Annotated in this window: 16 protein-coding genes; 9 read left to right on the plus strand and 7 right to left on the minus strand. The window is 52.7% G+C overall.

Annotation, left to right across the window (positions count from 1 at the left end):
* Nucleotides 1-30: 30 nt before the first annotated feature.
* On the minus strand, nt 31-1,548 hold the full coding sequence (gene caiT, locus ACU8YC_RS14160) for an L-carnitine/gamma-butyrobetaine antiporter (RefSeq protein ID WP_151216712.1): 1,518 nt from the start codon (nt 1,546-1,548) through the stop codon (nt 31-33).
* Between the two features lie 480 nt (nt 1,549-2,028).
* Between caiT and ACU8YC_RS14165 the strand changes: the two genes are divergently transcribed.
* The 9 genes from ACU8YC_RS14165 (at nt 2,029) to folA (ending at nt 10,315) form a co-directional block, all read left to right on the plus strand.
* Complete coding sequence (locus tag ACU8YC_RS14165) at nt 2,029-2,799, plus strand: electron transfer flavoprotein FixA (protein WP_151216713.1); 771 nt, start codon at nt 2,029-2,031, stop codon at nt 2,797-2,799.
* A gap of 15 nt (nt 2,800-2,814) precedes the next feature.
* Nucleotides 2,815-3,756: an electron transfer flavoprotein subunit alpha/FixB family protein gene (locus ACU8YC_RS14170; protein WP_151216714.1), complete on the plus strand. Its 942-nt coding sequence runs from the start codon at nt 2,815-2,817 to the stop codon at nt 3,754-3,756.
* Nucleotides 3,757-3,805: 49 nt separating this feature from the next.
* A complete protein-coding gene (locus tag ACU8YC_RS14175; RefSeq protein ID WP_446895460.1) occupies nt 3,806-5,092 on the plus strand; it encodes an FAD-dependent oxidoreductase in 1,287 nt (428 codons plus the stop codon).
* Nucleotides 5,089-5,376: a ferredoxin-like protein FixX gene (gene fixX / locus ACU8YC_RS14180; RefSeq protein WP_000203736.1), complete on the plus strand. Its 288-nt coding sequence runs from the start codon at nt 5,089-5,091 to the stop codon at nt 5,374-5,376. The genes ACU8YC_RS14175 and fixX overlap by 4 nt, the downstream gene beginning before the upstream one ends.
* A 104-nt stretch (nt 5,377-5,480) precedes the next feature.
* On the plus strand, nt 5,481-6,824 hold the full coding sequence (locus ACU8YC_RS14185) for an MFS transporter (protein ID WP_151216715.1): 1,344 nt from the start codon (nt 5,481-5,483) through the stop codon (nt 6,822-6,824).
* 90 nt (nt 6,825-6,914) lie between these two features.
* The gene (locus tag ACU8YC_RS14190) at nt 6,915-7,148 is read left to right on the plus strand and encodes a YgdI/YgdR family lipoprotein (RefSeq protein WP_003018880.1); all 234 of its coding nucleotides are present in this window, start codon (nt 6,915-6,917) and stop codon (nt 7,146-7,148) included.
* A gap of 103 nt (nt 7,149-7,251) precedes the next feature.
* Complete coding sequence (kefF, locus tag ACU8YC_RS14195) at nt 7,252-7,782, plus strand: glutathione-regulated potassium-efflux system oxidoreductase KefF (protein ID WP_187259113.1); 531 nt, start codon at nt 7,252-7,254, stop codon at nt 7,780-7,782.
* Nucleotides 7,775-9,637 carry a glutathione-regulated potassium-efflux system protein KefC gene (kefC, locus tag ACU8YC_RS14200; RefSeq protein WP_151216717.1) on the plus strand — a complete coding sequence of 621 codons (1,863 nt, stop codon included), beginning with the start codon at nt 7,775-7,777 and terminating at the stop codon, nt 9,635-9,637. Before kefF ends, kefC begins: the two co-directional genes overlap by 8 nt.
* 198 nt (nt 9,638-9,835) lie before the next feature.
* Nucleotides 9,836-10,315 (plus strand): type 3 dihydrofolate reductase, encoded by a 480-nt coding sequence (folA, locus tag ACU8YC_RS14205; protein ID WP_003018873.1) that lies wholly within the window; start codon nt 9,836-9,838, stop codon nt 10,313-10,315.
* Between the two features lie 70 nt (nt 10,316-10,385).
* Here the strand turns inward: folA and apaH are convergent, their stop codons facing one another.
* Genes apaH through lptD form a run of 6 tightly spaced genes read right to left on the minus strand, consistent with a single transcriptional unit; the run spans nt 10,386 to nt 17,132 of the window.
* The gene (gene apaH / locus ACU8YC_RS14210) at nt 10,386-11,234 is read right to left on the minus strand and encodes a bis(5'-nucleosyl)-tetraphosphatase (symmetrical) ApaH (protein ID WP_151216718.1); all 849 of its coding nucleotides are present in this window, start codon (nt 11,232-11,234) and stop codon (nt 10,386-10,388) included.
* A 10-nt stretch (nt 11,235-11,244) separates the two neighbouring features.
* On the minus strand, nt 11,245-11,622 hold the full coding sequence (gene apaG / locus ACU8YC_RS14215) for a Co2+/Mg2+ efflux protein ApaG (protein WP_003018867.1): 378 nt from the start codon (nt 11,620-11,622) through the stop codon (nt 11,245-11,247).
* A 2-nt stretch (nt 11,623-11,624) separates the two neighbouring features.
* Nucleotides 11,625-12,446, minus strand: a complete 822-nt coding sequence (gene rsmA, locus ACU8YC_RS14220; RefSeq protein ID WP_446895461.1) for a 16S rRNA (adenine(1518)-N(6)/adenine(1519)-N(6))-dimethyltransferase RsmA — start codon at nt 12,444-12,446, stop codon at nt 11,625-11,627.
* Nucleotides 12,439-13,431, minus strand: coding sequence for a 4-hydroxythreonine-4-phosphate dehydrogenase PdxA (pdxA, locus tag ACU8YC_RS14225; protein WP_151216720.1), 993 nt, complete (start codon nt 13,429-13,431; stop codon nt 12,439-12,441). Before pdxA ends, rsmA begins: the two co-directional genes overlap by 8 nt.
* Complete coding sequence (surA, locus tag ACU8YC_RS14230; RefSeq protein WP_187253711.1) at nt 13,431-14,717, minus strand: peptidylprolyl isomerase SurA; 1,287 nt, start codon at nt 14,715-14,717, stop codon at nt 13,431-13,433. The genes pdxA and surA overlap by 1 nt, the downstream gene beginning before the upstream one ends.
* A gap of 54 nt (nt 14,718-14,771) precedes the next feature.
* Nucleotides 14,772-17,132, minus strand: a complete 2,361-nt coding sequence (lptD, locus tag ACU8YC_RS14235; protein ID WP_151216721.1) for an LPS assembly protein LptD — start codon at nt 17,130-17,132, stop codon at nt 14,772-14,774.
* Nucleotides 17,133-17,265: the final 133 nt, after the last annotated feature.

Genomic DNA, 17,265 nt, shown 5'->3' on the forward strand with positions numbered 1-17,265 from the left:
CAGCCTCTTGATCAATTGGGTTAATAAGAATTACTTGTCTTTCCAGTGCACTTTGGCGTCTTTAATAAAGGACAGCGTCACCATGATATTGACGAAGAACAGCGGGCATCCTCCGGCGATAATCGCGGTCTGTATTGGCTTCAGCCCGCCCAGCGCCAGTAGAACGATACCGATGATGCCGACCAGCACGGACCAGCCGATACGCACTAACAGCGGTGGTTCTTCACCATCGCGGACTTCGCGACAGGTGGACATCGCCAGGGTATAAGAGCAGGCGTTAATCAGCGTGACGGTGGCAATAAAACAAAGGATGAAGAAGCCCCACATGGTGGCGGTGCTGAATGGCAAGGCGGCCCAGGTTTCGATAATGGCGCGCGCCACGCCGTGTTGTTCAATCAGCTGTGGGATGTTGAGAATGTTTTTATCCATCAGCAGCAGGGTATTGCTGCCAAGGACTGTCCACAGGATCCAGGTAGAAGCGGTCAGGCCCAGCACCATCCCAAAGCACAGTTCACGTACGGTACGACCACGAGAAATACGTGCCAGGAAGATGCTCATCTGGATGGCGTAAATGACCCACCATGCCCAGTAGAAGACGGTCCAACCCTGCGGGAAGCCGCCTTTGCCGATGGCATCGGTATAGAACAGCATGCGCGGCAGATACATCAGCAGCATGCCGACCGAGTCGGTAAAGTAGTTCATGATGAAGCTGGCGCCGCTGACGATAAACACCCAGCCCAGCATCAGGAAGCTCAGGTAGCTACGTACGTCGCTGGCGATTCTGACTCCTTTTTGCAGGCCGCAGGCTACGCAAATGGCGTTCAGAATGATCCAGCAGGTAATGATGATGGCATCTAATTGCAGTGTATGCGGAATACCGAACAGCCATTGCATACACTCGGTTACCAGCGGTGTCGCCAGACCGAGGCTGGTACCCATCGCAAAAATCAGCGCTACCAGGTAGAAGTTATCAACGATGGTGCCGAACAGCCCTTTCGCATGCTTTTCGCCCACTAATGGTACCAGCGTGGAGCTAGGACGGATGACGTCCATCTTGCGCACAAAGAAGAAATAGGCGAAGGCCACGGAAAGGAAGCTGTAGGTTGCCCATGGCAGCGGTCCCCAGTGGAACAGGCTGTAAGCCAGACCTATCTCTTTCGCACCCGTGGAATTGGGTTCCAGGGCGAACGGTGGGGTGGAGATATAGTAGTAGATCTCGATGGAGCCCCAGAACAGTACCGCTGCTGAAGTACAGGAGGCGAACATCATAAAGATCCAGCTGGCGGTACTAAACTCCGGTTTTTCGTCGCCTAATTTCTTTTTGGCATACGGGCCAAAAACCAACCAGAACCAGCCGAAGAGCATGACGACCATATACCATTCAAATGCCCAGCCCCAGACACTGGTGACATAACTGAATACCGCATTAATAACGACGTTAGCGGCATCGAGATCTCTTACTGTTAGCCAACAAAGTATTCCAACTATTATTAATGGCGGAAAAAAAACCTTCGGTTCAATTCCCGACTTTCTCTTTTCATTTTTCATAAGTGAATTCCAGTGTGAAAACGAAATTTATTTAGCGTGCCCGTGTGTGATCGTTTGTTTATTTATTATTAATGATTTGTTGATAACTTTTTAACCTCTGGGGCGCCTCAGTGAGTAACTCATAATGAGTATTCATTTCGGGTGGTTCTGTTATCTGTGTCACACTTTTTTACGCTGGTTAATTTGCTTAAATTCATGCTGTTTTTTGTTGTTAATCAGTATGTTATTTGTGATTTTTTAACTTTTTTAAGTGGCTGGCGTTCAATATTGTTGAACCCGCAGACAATATTGAAAATTTTTATATTTGTCGTAATTCTTTCAATATTGGTGAGGTGCGTAACACTATTGAAAGTTACGAATTTCAATGTGTGACATTTTCAATATTGGTGATTAAGGTTTTATTTCCGAATTAAAGAGCGTGATATCTGTATTTAACACCGCCGATATAAATACGTTTCCTTCATGATTTCTGGAGATGCAATGAAGATAATTACTTGCTACAAATGCGTACCTGATGAACAGGATATTGCGATTAATAATGCTGATGGTTCACTCGATTTCAGCAAAGCGGATAGCAAAATCAGCCAGTACGACCTGAATGCGATCGAAGCAGCTTGCCAGTTAAAACAACAGGCAGGCGAGGCCCAGGTTGTGGCCATGAGCGTCGGCGGCAAAGCGCTGACCAATGCAAAAGGGCGCAAAGATGTGCTCTCCCGTGGTCCTGATGAACTGATTGTTGTGATTGACGATCAATTTGAACAGGCGCTGCCACAACAAACGGCTACCGTGTTGGCTGCCGCCGCGCAAAAAGCCGGTTTCGATCTAATTATCTGTGGTGACGGTTCTTCCGATCTCTATGCTCAGCAGGTTGGCCTGCTGGTGGGCGAAGCACTGAACGTTCCCACGATTAACGGCGTGAGTAAAATCCTCTCTCTTACCGACAGCACGCTGACGGTAGAGCGTGAACTGGAAGATGAAGTCGAAACACTGAGCATCCCGCTTCCGGCGGTCATCGCGGTCTCAACGGATATCAACACCCCACAAATCCCTTCCATGAAAGCCATTCTTGGCGCGGCGAAAAAACCGGTTCAGGTTTGGTCGCCTGCAGACATTGGACTGAACAGCGTGCAGGCGTATTCCGCACAGCAGGTTGCTGCGCCGAAGCAGCGCGAGCGTCAGCGCGTTGTGATTGAAGGTGACGGTGAAGAACAGATTGCCGCGTTTGTCGAGAATCTTCGCAAAATCATTTAATTATCAGGGGATGTTATGAACAAATTTTCCAGTATCTGGGTATTCAGCGATACCCCTTCTCGTCTGCCGGAACTGATGAAAGGTGCGCAGGCTTTAGGTGAAAAAGTTAACACGTTTGTACTGAGCGATGCAGACAGCGCGACGGCATGTCATTTGGGGGCAGATCATGTCTGGTTGCTCAGCGGTAAACCAGAAGAGCGTATGGTCGAAGACTACGCCGATGTGATGGCCCAGACCATTCGTCAGCACAGCGAGGACGGCGCAGTACTGCTGCCCAATACGCGTCGGGGCAAGTTGCTAGCGGCAAAACTGGGCTTTCGCTTGTCAGCTGCAGTTTCAAACGATGCCAGCGCAGTCGTCGTACAGGATGGTAAAGCGGCGGTCAAACATATGGTCTACGGCGGCCTAGCGATAGGGGCGGAAACAATCGCTTCGCCGTTTGCCGTGATTACACTCAGCAGCGGGACGTTTGACGCGCAGCAACCCGATGCTACCCGCAGCGGCGAGATGCATACCGTACAGTGGCAGGCTCCGGCCGTTGCCGTGACTCGTACGGCAACTCAGGCACGTCAGAGCAACAGCGTCGACCTCGACAAGGCTCGCCTGGTGGTCAGCGTGGGACGTGGTATCGGCAGCAAAGAAAATATCTCGCTGGCCGAAGCGCTGTGCCAGACGATTGGCGCTGAGCTGGCCTGTTCCCGTCCGGTGGCGGAAAACGAGAAGTGGATGGAACACGAACGCTACGTCGGTATCTCCAACCTGATGCTCAAGCCTGAACTGTATCTGGCGGTGGGGATTTCCGGGCAGATCCAACATATGGTCGGCGCCAACGGCGCACAGACGATTTTCGCCATTAACAAAGATAAAAATGCGCCGATATTCCAGTATGCGGATTACGGCATCGTTGGCGATGCGCTGAAGATCCTGCCTGCGCTGACGGCAGCCTTAGCGCGTTAAACCATTTCGGGCAGGATGCGAAGGTGTCCTGCCGCTGACAGGAGTACGTATGTCCGAAGATATCTTTGATGCCATCATCGTGGGTGCAGGTCTGGCTGGTTCGGTTGCGGCGCTGGTGCTGGCTCGGGAAGGCGCACAGGTGCTGGTTATCGAGCGCGGCAATTCTGCTGGCGCGAAGAATGTCACCGGTGGGCGCATGTATGCGCATAGCCTGGAGCGCATCATTCCCGGTTTTGCTGAGCAGGCCCCCATTGAACGCGTCATCACCCACGAGAAACTCGCCTTTATGACCGATAAAGGGGCGATGTCCATTGATTATTGCAACGGCGAAGACGCCACATCGTCGCAGGTTTCTTATTCCGTCTTACGCAGCAAATTTGATGCCTGGCTGATGGAACAGGCCGAGGAGGCGGGCGCTCAGCTCATCACCGGTATTCGCGTGGATAACGTTGTGCAGCGCGAGGGTAAAGTCGTGGGCGTGGAAGCCGATGGCGATATTCTGGAGGCCAGGGTAGTGCTCCTTGCTGATGGCGTAAACTCTCTGTTGGCTGAAAAGTTGGGTATGGCAAAGCGCGTCGAGGCATCGCATGTTGCCGTCGGCGTAAAAGAGCTGATCGAATTGCCGAAATCAGTGATTGAAGATCGTTTCCAGTTACAGGGGAACGAAGGCGCAGCCTGTCTGTTTGCCGGATCGCCAACCGATGGATTGATGGGCGGTGGCTTTCTCTATACGAATGAAACAACCCTTTCTCTGGGACTGGTCTGCGGTCTTCATCATCTGAAAGACGCGAAAAAATCGGTCCCACAAATGCTGGAAGATTTCAAACAGCATCCGGCAGTTGCCCCGCTGATCGCCGGTGGCAAGCTGGTGGAATATGCCGCGCACGTTGTACCTGAAGCCGGTATCAACATGCAGCCAGAACTGGTGGGTGACGGCGTACTGATTGCCGGTGACGCTGCCGGAATGTGTATGAACCTCGGCTTTACTATTCGCGGTATGGATTTGGCCATCGCCGCAGGCGAAGCGGCGGCGAAAACGGTGCTTTCAGCCATGAAGCGTGACGACTTTAGCAAGCAGTCGCTGGGTGAATACCGTCAGCATCTGGACGACGGCCCGATGCGTGATATGCGTATGTATCAAAAGCTGCCCGCTTTTCTTGATAACCCGCGCATGTTTACCGCTTATCCCGAAATGGCGGTCAGTATCGCACGCGACCTGTTCACCGTAGATGGTTCCGCCCCGGTGCCAATGCGTAAAAAAATCCTGCGCCATGCGAAGAAAGTGGGCTTCATCAACCTGATGAAAGATGGCCTGAAAGGAGTGACCGTATTATGACTTCTCCCGTCAATGTGGACGTCAAACTGGGCGTCAATAAGTTCAATGTCGATGAAGACAGCCCACACATCATTCTCAAAACCGATCCTGATAAACAGGCGCTGGAGGTGCTGATTAAGGCCTGCCCGGCTGGACTGTATAAAAAGCAGGACGACGGCAGCGTACGCTTTGATTACGCCGGATGCCTCGAGTGTGGGACGTGTCGAATTCTTGGACTCGATACAGCGCTGGAAAAATGGGAATACCCGCGCGGGACGTTTGGCGTGGAGTTCCGCTATGGCTAAACCTGGTGCCGGATGGCGGCTTCGCCTTATCCGGCTTACAGGTACGGTTCATAGGCCTGATAGGCGTTATCAGGCATTAAGTTAAAATAAAACAGGATATAGCCATGCAGCAGCCCAGGAACTTTGATGACATCAAATTTACCTCTATTCACCGCCGGATAATGCTGTGGGGAAGCGGTGGGCCGTTTCTGGATGGTTATGTGCTGGTGATGATTGGCGTGGCGCTCGAACAGCTCACGCCAGCGTTGAAACTGGATGCCGAGTGGATTGGTCTGCTGGGGGCTGGTACGCTCGCCGGTTTGTTTGTCGGGACGTCGCTGTTTGGCTACATTTCCGATAAGGTCGGGCGCCGTAAAATGTTTATCATCGATATTATCGCCATTGGCGTGATATCGGCGGCAACCATGTTTGTCTCCTCGCCCGTTGAGTTGTTGGTGATGCGGGTGCTGATCGGGGTGGTGATTGGGGCTGATTACCCGATCGCAACCTCAATGATTACCGAGTTCTCCAATACCCGCCAGCGCGCTTTCTCCATCGGTTTTATCGCGGCGATGTGGTATGTCGGCGCCACCTGTGCCGATCTGGTCGGTTACTTTTTGTATGATGTTGAGGGCGGATGGCGCTGGATGTTGGGCAGCGCGGTGATCCCCTGCATTTTGATCCTGATTGGGCGTTTCGATCTTCCTGAATCGCCACGCTGGTTGCTGCGTAAAGGTCGGGTGAAAGAGTGCGAGGAGATGATGATCAAACTGTTTGGCGAACCGGTGGTATTCGACGAAGAAGCACCCCAGCAGACGCGTTTCCTTCAGTTGTTTAATCGCCGACATTTCCCGTTTGTCCTGTTTGTTGCCGCCATCTGGACCTGTCAAGTGATCCCGATGTTTGCCATTTATACCTTTGGTCCGCAGATTGTTGGGCTACTGGGGCTCGGCGCCGGGAAAAGCGCCGCGTTGGGCAATGTGGTGATCAGCCTGTGCTTTATGCTGGGGTGTATTCCTCCCATGTTCTGGCTCAATAGCGCGGGCCGTCGACCGCTGTTAATTGGCAGCTTTATTATGATGACGCTGGCGCTGGCTGTGCTGGGGCTAATCCCTGATATGGGCGCATGGCTGGTGGTGCTGGCGTTTGCCGTGTACGCGTTTTTCTCGGGGGGGCCGGGAAACCTGCAATGGCTATACCCGAACGAACTGTTTCCCACCGATATTCGTGCCTCTGCAGTCGGGGTGATTATGTCGTTAAGCCGTATCGGCACCATTGTGTCAACCTGGGCGCTGCCGGTGTTCATCACCAAATACGGGATCAGTAATGTGATGCTGATGGGCGCGGGAATTTCGCTGGTAGGCCTGCTCGTGTCCATCGCTTTCGCCCCGGAAACGCGAGGTCTGACGCTGGCGCAAACCAGCCAAATGACGATTCGTAGTAAGCCGGTGGTCAGGGCAGGCTATTAAGAGTGTTCTGTATTTTCCCTGCAACTCAGTCAGTTAGCCTACAGTTAACGGATATATCACTGAAAACGACTGAAAAGCAGGGAGAACACCATGCAGAAACATATTCTGATCACTTCCATTTTTACCGCAGCAGCACTGTTTACCGTAGCCGGTTGCTCCTCAAATCAGGCGGTGAAAACCACCGATGGTAAAACCATCGTCACCGACGGCAAACCGCAGGTTGATGATGATACCGGCCTGGTGTCGTACAAAAACGCGCAAACAGGTAAGACGGAACAAATTAACCGCGATCAGGTTAAAGATATGAGCGAACTGGATAACTAGCTCAGATTTTTCCATTTATCTGCTCAATAATATTGACTGTTAGCCTGTGGATTAACTGACTAAACTCACTGTTATTACAATAATGCAGTGATACAGGCTAATCATGATTCTCATCATTTATGCGCATCCCTATCCTCAGCATTCGCATGCGAATAAGCGGATGCTTGAACAGGCAAGGACGCTGGAGGGCGTGGAGATCCGCTCGCTCTACCAGCTCTACCCCGACTTTAATATCGATATTGCCGCTGAACAGGAAGCCCTGGCGCGCGCAGAGTTGATTATCTGGCAGCATCCTATGCAGTGGTATAGCACACCTCCGTTACTCAAGCTGTGGATGGATAAGGTCCTTGCACACGGTTGGGCATACGGTCACGACGGTACTGCGCTGCACGGTAAGCATCTCATGTGGGCTGTGACCACTGGCGGCGGTGAAAACCACTTCGATATTGGCTCCCATCCCGGATTTGATGTGCTTTCTCAGCCTTTACAGGCAACAGCGCTCTATTGCGGCCTCAAATGGCTGCCGCCATTTGCGATGCACTGTACGTTTATCTGTGATGACGAGACGCTGCAGGCGCAGGCGCGTCATTATAAACAGCGTCTGCTCGAGTGGCAGGAGGTTCATCATGGATAGTCATACGCTGATTCAGGCGCTGATTTATCTTGGATCGGCGGCGCTGATTGTCCCCATCGCCGTGCGGCTGGGGCTAGGGTCGGTGCTGGGGTATCTCATCGCCGGGTGCATTATCGGACCATGGGGTCTGAGGCTGGTGACGGACGCCGAATCAATCCTGCATTTTGCCGAGATCGGCGTGGTGCTGATGCTGTTTGTCATCGGCCTGGAGCTGGATCCGCAGCGTTTGTGGAAACTGCGGGCTTCGGTGTTCGGCGGCGGTGCGCTACAGATGGTGGTTTGCGGCGGTTTGATTGGTTTGTTCTGTATGTTCCTTGGCCTGCGCTGGCAGGTGGCGGAGCTGATCGGCATGACGCTGGCGCTTTCCTCGACGGCCATCGCGATGCAGGCGATGAATGAACGTAACCTGATGGTGTCGCAACTGGGGCGTAGCGCATTTGCCGTGCTGCTGTTCCAGGATATCGCCGCTATTCCTCTGGTGGCAATGATTCCCTTACTGGCGGCAAGCGGCGCATCGACCACGCTTGGGGCATTTGCATTGTCAGCCCTTAAGGTAGCTGGCGCGCTGGTGCTGGTGGTGCTGTTAGGGCGTTATGTCACCCGTCCTGCCTTGCGTTTTGTTGCGCGCTCAGGCCTGCGGGAAGTTTTCAGCGCCGTCGCGCTGTTCCTCGTTTTCGGTTTTGGTCTGCTGTTGGAAGAAGTTGGTCTTTCGATGGCGATGGGGGCGTTCCTGGCCGGCGTGCTGCTGGCGAGTTCTGAGTATCGCCACGCGTTGGAAAGCGATATTGAGCCGTTTAAAGGGCTGCTGCTGGGGCTGTTCTTCATCGGCGTGGGGATGTCTATCGACTTTGGTACGCTGATTGATAATCCTTTGCGCATCATCATTCTGCTGGTTGGTTTCCTGGTGATTAAAACAGTCATGCTATGGCTGATAGCGAAACCGTTACAGGTACCGAACAAGCAGCGCAGATGGTTTGCCGTATTACTTGGGCAGGGCAGTGAGTTTGCCTTCGTGGTGTTTGGCGCGGCACAAATGGCAAACGTGCTTGATCCTGACTGGGCGAAATCGCTGACGCTGGCGGTCGCGTTGTCGATGGCGGCTACGCCGATTTTGCTGGTGATTTTGACGCGTCTGGAAAAATCGGCGACTGGTGAAGCGCGGGAAGCGGATGAAATCGATGAGGAGCAACCGCGGGTGATCATCGCTGGATTTGGGCGATTTGGCCAGATAACCGGTCGTTTGCTGTTGTCGAGTGGGGTCAAAATGGTGGTTCTGGATCATGACCCGGACCATATCGAAACGCTGCGTAAATTCGGCATGAAGGTTTTCTATGGCGATGCGACCCGGATGGATCTGCTGGAGTCAGCCGGAGCGGCTAAAGCAGAGGTGATTATTAATGCCATTGACGATCCCCAAACCAGCCTGCAACTGACCGAAATGGTGAAAGAGCATTTCCCACATCTACAAATTATTGCCCGCGCGCGCGACGTGGATCATTACATCCGTCTACGTCAGGCGGGCGTGGACATGCCTGAACGTGAGACCTTTGAAGGCGCGCTGAAAACCGGACGCCTGGCGCTGGAAGGGCTCGGGCTTGGGCGCTATGAAGCGCGTGAGCGGGCCGATGTCTTCCGCCGCTTCAATACGTTAATGGTTGAGGAGATGGTGAAAGGGGAAAATGACGCAATTTCCCGCGCGGCGGTTTATAAGCGCACCAGTGCAATGCTAAGTGAAATTATTGCGGAAGATCGTCAGCACTTATCATTGATTCAACGCCATGGCTGGCAAGGCACGGATGAAGGTAAACATACGGGCGATGTCGCCGATGAACCGGAAGTGAAACCGTCAGCATAGGGTAAAAAATGTGATGTTCTGCAAACTTTACTGCTAATTGGCTGTTTTTGAACTACTGTAATGCTGGGAGTCCACTCAGAAGTCGCGGACTCGCCAGCAGAACAGAAAATTTTCATGCACATCTTCCTTTGGCTAGTCGACGAAAGATTGCGCTTTCCGTATAGTGGCGACAATTTTTTTGTATCCGGGAAATATTCAATGATCAGTCTGATTGCGGCGTTAGCGGTAGATCGCGTCATCGGTATGGAAAACGCCATGCCGTGGAACCTACCTGCCGATCTCGCCTGGTTTAAACGTAATACCTTAAACAAGCCGGTCGTCATGGGGCGCCACACTTGGGAATCCATCGGGCGACCGTTGCCGGGGCGTAAAAATATCGTCATCAGCAGCAAGCCCGGCACCGACGATCGTGTGCAGTGGGTGAAGTCTGTTGATGAAGCCATTGCGGCCTGTGGCGATGAGCCTGAAATTATGGTGATTGGCGGTGGGCGTGTGTATGAGCAGTTCCTGCCGAAAGCGCAGAAGCTGTATCTGACACACATTGATGCGGAAGTGGAGGGAGATACCCATTTCCCGGACTACGAACCGGACGACTGGGAATCTGTTTTCAGCGAATTCCACGATGCCGACGCGCAAAACTCTCACAGCTACTGCTTCGAGATTCTGGAACGTCGTTAATACTGTAAGTGCCCGATGTAGGCCTGATAAGCGTAGCGCTATCAGGCCTGAACCTCTCAGCAGACGATTATCAGGCGTTGACCGCTTCGCCGGGATCCATATTCAGATGGCGATTTGATGGCTGCACAAAGTAGCGTTTGTCTTCCCAGCGCAGACAGGTGAGATCACCTCCCCAGCAACACCCCGTATCCAACGCGTAAATACCTTCTGGCGTGCCTTTGCCCTCCAGCGATGCCCAGTGCCCGAATGCAATGCTATAGGCGTCACTAACGGGGCCTGGAATGGCAAACCACGGCTTCAGCGGAGCTGGCGCATCTTCTGGCGACTCTTTGCTGTACATATCAAGTTGACCGTTGGGGAAGCAGTAACGCATGCGGGTGAACGCGTTGGTAATAAAACGCAGGCGGGCCAGCCCCGTCAGCTCCGGGGTCCAGTTATTAGGCATGTCACCGTACATTGCATCGAGGAAAAACGGATACGAGTCGCTCGACAACACGGCTTCAACATCGCGTGCACAGTCCTTCGCCGTCTGTAGGTCCCACTGTGGGGTAATCCCTGCATGCGCCATCACCAGCTTCTTCTCTTCATCAATCTGCAACAGCGGCTGGCGACGCAGCCAGTTAAGCAGTGCATCAGCATCCGGAGCTTCAAGTAGCGGTGTGAGTCGGTCTTTCGGTTTATTACGGCTAATGCCGGCAAACACGGCCAGCAGGTGTAAATCGTGATTACCGAGAACTAACCGCACGCTATCGCCCAGCGATTTAACGTAGCGTAAAACGTCTAACGAGCCCGGCCCTCGCGCAACCAGATCGCCGGTGAGCCATAAGGTGTCTTGCTCGGGATTAAAGTCTACCTGGTGCAGCAAGGCTATCAGTTCATCGTAACAACCGTGAACGTCGCCAATGAGGTATGTTGCCATAGCTATTGTTTTAATGAATGAGTGTAGGAACGGCGAGTCTGAACACGGGAATGTCGATGGTAAAGGCGATCCCTTGTTCATCGATCATTTCGTAATGACCCTGCATGGTGCCAAGCGGCGTTTCAATCACCGCGCCGCTGGTGTATTGGTACTCTTCGCCAGGTTCGATGTGGGGCTGAACGCCAACCACACCTTCGCCCTGAACTTCGGTTTCACGGCCATGACCATTGGTGATCAACCAATAACGCCCCAATAGCTGCACAGGCGCTCGCCCCAAATTGCGGATAGTCACGGTATAAGCAAAAACGTAACGTTCATCATCAGGTGAGGATTGCGCTTCAATGTAGACGCTTTGTACCTGAATGCACACTCGGGGCGAATTGATCATGTTTAACTCTCCTTCGATGGCGCGTTTTCCGACAGATAGTTAGCCATCCGGCAGTATTGCGCGACAGAGATATTTTCCGCTCGCATCGCCGGATCAACGCCCAGCTCTGTCAGTACTTCAACGCTAAACAAATTGCCGAGGCTGTTACGTACCATTTTACGACGCTGATTAAACGCTTCAGTGGTAATACGGCTCAGCACACGAACATCTTTAACCGGATACGGCATTGTTGCGTGAGGGACCAGACGCACAACGGCAGAATCGACTTTAGGCGCTGGCGTAAATGCGGATGGCGGCACTTCAAGTACCGGGATCACATTGCAGTAATACTGCGCCATGACGCTTAATCGACCATACGCTTTACTGTTTGGCCCTGCAACCAGACGGTTTACCACCTCTTTTTGCAACATGAAATGCATGTCGGCAATGGCATCAGTATAGGTAAAAAGATGGAACATCAGCGGCGTGGAGATGTTGTACGGCAGGTTACCGAATACGCGCAGCGGTTGCCCCATTGTTTGGGCGAGTTCGCCGAAGTTCATGGTCATGGCGTCTTGCTGATAAATCGTCAGCTTCGGCCCTAAAAACGGGTGCGTTTGCAGGCGCGCGGCGAGATCGCGGTCTAACTCAATGACCGTGAGCTGGTCCAGGCGTTCGCCTACTGGCTCGGTTAGCGCAGCCAGGCCTGGGCCGATTTCGACCATAGCCTGACCCTTCTGCGGGTTGATTGCAGAGACAATACTTTCGATCACAAACTGATCGTTGAGGAAGTTTTGCCCGAAACGTTTACGGGCTAAGTGGCCCTGATGGACTCGATTATTCATTGGTATTAACAATCATTTTGATGGCGAGATTAAGCGCCGTAATAAAACTGCCGACATCTGCTTGTCCACGTCCCGCAAGTTCAAGCGCGGTACCGTGATCGACGGATGTGCGAATAAAGGGCAGGCCCAGCGTGATGTTCACACCGCGACCAAATCCCTGGTATTTTAGCACGGGGAGACCCTGATCGTGGTACATTGCCAGCACGGCATCCGCGTGGTCGAGATACTTGGGCTGAAACAGCGTATCTGCGGGCAGCGGGCCATTCAATTTCATCCCCTGCGCACGCAGTTCATCGAGAACCGGAATGATAGTTTCTATCTCTTCCGTTCCCATATGACCGCCTTCACCGGCATGCGGGTTAAGACCGCACACCAGAATATGCGGATCGGCAATGCCGAACTTAGTGCGCAAATCATGATGCAGAATACCGATCACTTCCTGAAGCAGAGCGGGCGTAATGGCATCAGCAACGGCTCTGAGCGGCAGATGCGTGGTTGCCACGGCAACGCGCAGCTCTTCGGTTGCCAGCATCATGACAACTTTCTTCGCCTGTGATCGCTCTTCAAAGAACTCGGTGTGCCCGGTAAACGGGACGCCAGCGTCATTGATTACGCCCTTATGAACCGGACCGGTAATCAATGCCGCAAACTCCCCTCGCAGACAACCATCGCAGGCGCGAGCCAGCGTATCCACCACATATTGCCCGTTCTCTACCGCCAACTGACCCGCAACTACAGGTGTTCGCAGCGCAATCGGTAACAGTGTCAGCGTGCCTGCTGATTGCGGTCGGGCTGGGGTATCTGGAGTGTAGGGGAGGAGTGAAAGCGGTAAACCGAGCATTGCTGCCCGGTCACTGAGGAGTGCTGCATCCGCACAGACAACGAGTTCTACAGGCCACTCACGCTGCGCGAGTTGAACCACCAGATCGGGGCCAATCCCGGCGGGTTCGCCGGGAGTGATAACAACGCGTTGAGTACGAGTCATTAGTTGCTCAGAACTTTAACGTAGGCGCTGGCGCGCTGTTCCTGCATCCAGGTTGCCGCTTCTTCCGAGAATTTACGGTTCATCAGCATACGATAAGCTCTGTCTTTCTGCGCGGCGTCAGTTTTATCAACGTTACGCGTGTCCAGCAGCTCGATCAGATGCCAGCCGAAAGAGGAGTGCACTGGGGTGCTCATCTGGCCTTTGTGAAGTTTGGTCAGCGCATCGCGGAAAGCCGGATCGAAAATATCCGCTGCAGCCCAGCCCAGATCGCCGCCCTGGTTAGCAGAACCCGGATCCTGAGAAAACTCTTTAGCTGCTGCCGCGAAGGTGGTTTTACCGCTCTTAATATCTGCCGCGATTTGTTCCAGTTTCAGACGCGCCTGTTGGTCGGTCATGATCGGCGACGGTTTGAGCAGAATATGGCGGGCATGAACTTCAGTCACGGAAATGCTTTGGCTCTGACCACGCATATCGTTGACTTTCAGAATATGGAAGCCGACTCCAGAGCGAATTGGACCAATGATATCGCCTTTTTTCGCGGTGCTTAACGCCTGGGCAAAGATGCCCGGCAGTTCCTGAATGCGTCCCCAACCCATCTGGCCGCCTTTCAACGCCTGCTGATCGGCGGAATAAGTGATGGCCAGTTTGCCAAAATCGCTACCGTTACGTGCTTCATCAACTACTGAACGCGCCTGGCTTTCCGCTTCGTTTACCTGATCGGAAGTTGGGTTTTCCGGCAGTGGGATCAGAATGTGGCTCAGGTTCAGTTCGGTGCTGGCATCATTTTGGTTGCCGACCTGCTTCGCCAGGGCATCCACTTCCTGTGGCAATATGGTAACGCGACGGCGAACTTCGTTGTTACGCACTTCAGAGATAGTCATCTCTTTGCGGATCTGGTTACGATAAGTGGAATAGTTTAAACCATCCTGTGCCAGACGGCTGCGCATCTGATCCAGCGTCATGTTGTTTTGCCTGGCGATATTGGCGATAGCCTGATCCAACTGCTCGTCAGAGATTTTTACACCCATCTTCTGACCCATCTGCAGGAGAATTTGATCCATGATCAAACGTTCCAGGATCTGATGACGCAGCGTGGCATCGTCCGGTAACTGTTGACCCGCCTGACCCGCATTTAGTTTTACTGACTGCATTAAGCCATCGACGTCGCTTTCCAGAACGACGCCGTTATTGACGACGGCTGCGACTTTATCGACCACCTGTGGGGCAGCGAAACTGGTATTCGCGATCATGGCGATACCGAGAAGCAGCGTTTTCCAGTTCTTCATACTTTTTCCATTATCAATTAACCGCAATGCGGATTACGTTGTAAATCAATCAGATCATAAAGAGCTTTGATACGGCAGAATGTTCGAACGCAGCATTTGGTTAGTGCCCAGACCATAGTTGGAACTCAGGCCGCGCAGTTCGATATTAAAGCCGATCGTGTTGTCATAAATCGCGTGTTTCTGGGTGTTATCCCAGCCGTTCAGCTTACGTTCGTAGCCGAAGCGAATGGCGTAACAGCAGGAGTTGTACTGCAGTCCCAGCATTGAATCTGCTTCTTTGTTCACGTTGGTATCGAAGTAGTAAGCGCCAACAATCGACCAACGGTCAGCGATTGGGAAGCTTGCCACCGCGCCTACCTGTGAGATCCCGTTTTTATACTGCTCTGCCGTAGAGTAGTAAGACGGCAGGGTAGCCTGGATATACTCCGAGCTGGCATAACGGTAGTTCAACTGCAGCATACGGTTTTCGTCGCGGCGGTATTCGATACTGCTGCTACTGGTTGCGACGCTGTCCAGACGTGTGTCGTACTGGATCCCACTGCGTAAACCCCAGCGGTCGGAGATGCGCCAGTAGGTGTCGCCAGCCCATACCAGTGAGCCCGTTTTGTCGTCATTCTCCCATTTTATGTTGTCATCGCCAGTGCGAGACTCGGTGAAATAGTAGATTTGACCCACGGAAATATTAAAACGTTCAACCGCCGCATCATCATAAACACGAGATGTGACCCCGGTCGTCACCTGGTTGGCTGAGGCGATACGGTCCAGGCCGCCATAAGTACGGTCACGGAACAGGCCGCTGTAGTCAGATTGCAGCAGGGAAGAGTCATAGTTATAGATATGACTTTGGTCACGATACGGTACGTAAAGATACTGCGCGCGCGGCTCCAGCGTTTGGGTATAGCCCGGCGCCAGCATTTGCATGTCACGCTCGAACACCAGCTTGCCGTCAACTTTAAACTGCGGCATGACGCGGTTGGCTGAATCATCGAGTTTGTTAACGTTACTCGGGTTATTGTTGTACCAATCGAGATTAGTCTGCTGATAGTGTGTTGCCAGCAGTTTTGCTTCGGTATTGATACTTCCCCAGTTGTTCGACAACGGCAGGTTGATGGTCGGTTCAAGATGAACGCGCGTGGCTTCCGGCATGTTGTCGTTAGTGTTAACGAAATGAACCGCCTGGCCATAAATACGGGTATCAAACGGCCCGACGTCATTCTGGTAATAGTTGACGTCTAACTGCGGCTGCGCAGAATAGCTGTTACTGTTTTGCGCGTCGAAGACCTGGAATTGCTTGGTCGAAACCGTCGCGTCAAAGTTTTGTACCGCGTAGCCAACGCTGAATTTTTGCGTGGCATAGCCGTCGGTACTGGAACCGTATTTATTGTCAAAATCATTAAAGTAGCTGGTATCGCTGACCTTTGTGTAATCGACGTTGAAACGCCACACCTGGTCCATCACGCCAGCGTGCTGCCAGTAGAACAGCCAGCGACGAGAATTGTCATCCTTCGGATGCTCATCCTCGTACACTTTATCTGAGTTCAGATAGTCGAACTCCATCAGGCCAGCGCCCGCCTGAGTCAGGTAGCGGAATTCGTTCTCCCACATAACACCGCCACGACGGTGCATATAATGCGGCGTAATGGTGGCGTCCATGTTGGGCGCAATGTTCCAGTAATACGGCAGGTAGAACTCAAAATAGTTCGTGGTGGAGTATTTTGCGTTCGGGATCAGGAAACCGGAACGGCGCTTATCGCCGACGGGTAACTGCAAATAAGGACTATAAAAGACCGGAACTGGACCCAGTTTAAAACGGGCGTTCCAGATCTCTGCGACCTGTTCTTCACGGTCGTGGATCACTTCGCTACCCACGACGCTCCAGGTATCGGAACCCGGCAGACAGGAGGTGAAGCTACCGTTTTCCAGAATAGTGTAACGGTTTTCGCCTCGCTGTTTCATCAGGTCGGCTTTTCCGCGCCCCTGACGACCTACCATCTGATAATCACCTTCCCAGATGTTAGTATCTTTAGTATTCAGATTAGACCAGCCTTTCGGCCCCTTCAGAATAACCTGATTGTCATCATAATGAACGTTGCCCAGCGCATCGACGGTACGTACTGGCTCAGGCTGGCCTTCAGCCTGCTTCTGATGAAGCTGCACTTCGTCGGCCTGCAGGCGGCTGTTACCCTGCGCAATATCCACGTTGCCGGTAAACACCGCATCATCCGGGTAATTCCCTTTTGCGTTGTCGGCATTGATAGTGACGGGTAATTCATTGGTCTCGCCCTGCACCAGAGGACGGTTATAGCTTGGCACGCCTAACATGCACTGTGAGGCGAGATCGGCTGCCAGACCCTGTTGGCTATAAAGGGCGCTGGCAATCATGGTGGCCAGAAGAGTGGGAATACGTTTTTTCATACGTTGTATTTATTGTTCCATCATCAGTAGCGTCGCGCGTGACAAACGGTCACAGCCTAACTTATCTCATCTTCACTGCGCTAGTGTTAATCCTGCCGATTAAGGCTCCGTGGTGTTAGGCACGGCATTGAAT

Source organism: Citrobacter sp. VF227 (assembly GCF_052950715.1).

Bases quoted from the DNA above. Each gene is read 5' to 3' on its own strand.
- caiT (WP_151216712.1), bottom strand. From the start codon at position 1,548: ATGAAAAATGAAAAGAGAAAGTCGGGAATTGAACCGAAGGTTTTTTTT.
- ACU8YC_RS14165 (WP_151216713.1), top strand. From the start codon at position 2,029: ATGAAGATAATTACTTGCTACAAATGCGTACCTGATGAACAGGATATT.
- ACU8YC_RS14170 (WP_151216714.1), top strand. From the start codon at position 2,815: ATGAACAAATTTTCCAGTATCTGGGTATTCAGCGATACCCCTTCTCGT.
- ACU8YC_RS14175 (WP_446895460.1), top strand. From the start codon at position 3,806: ATGTCCGAAGATATCTTTGATGCCATCATCGTGGGTGCAGGTCTGGCT.
- fixX (WP_000203736.1), top strand. From the start codon at position 5,089: ATGACTTCTCCCGTCAATGTGGACGTCAAACTGGGCGTCAATAAGTTC.
- ACU8YC_RS14185 (WP_151216715.1), top strand. From the start codon at position 5,481: ATGCAGCAGCCCAGGAACTTTGATGACATCAAATTTACCTCTATTCAC.
- ACU8YC_RS14190 (WP_003018880.1), top strand. From the start codon at position 6,915: ATGCAGAAACATATTCTGATCACTTCCATTTTTACCGCAGCAGCACTG.
- kefF (WP_187259113.1), top strand. From the start codon at position 7,252: ATGATTCTCATCATTTATGCGCATCCCTATCCTCAGCATTCGCATGCG.
- kefC (WP_151216717.1), top strand. From the start codon at position 7,775: ATGGATAGTCATACGCTGATTCAGGCGCTGATTTATCTTGGATCGGCG.
- folA (WP_003018873.1), top strand. From the start codon at position 9,836: ATGATCAGTCTGATTGCGGCGTTAGCGGTAGATCGCGTCATCGGTATG.
- apaH (WP_151216718.1), bottom strand. From the start codon at position 11,234: ATGGCAACATACCTCATTGGCGACGTTCACGGTTGTTACGATGAACTG.
- apaG (WP_003018867.1), bottom strand. From the start codon at position 11,622: ATGATCAATTCGCCCCGAGTGTGCATTCAGGTACAAAGCGTCTACATT.
- rsmA (WP_446895461.1), bottom strand. From the start codon at position 12,446: ATGAATAATCGAGTCCATCAGGGCCACTTAGCCCGTAAACGTTTCGGG.
- pdxA (WP_151216720.1), bottom strand. From the start codon at position 13,431: ATGACTCGTACTCAACGCGTTGTTATCACTCCCGGCGAACCCGCCGGG.
- surA (WP_187253711.1), bottom strand. From the start codon at position 14,717: ATGAAGAACTGGAAAACGCTGCTTCTCGGTATCGCCATGATCGCGAAT.
- lptD (WP_151216721.1), bottom strand. From the start codon at position 17,132: ATGAAAAAACGTATTCCCACTCTTCTGGCCACCATGATTGCCAGCGCC.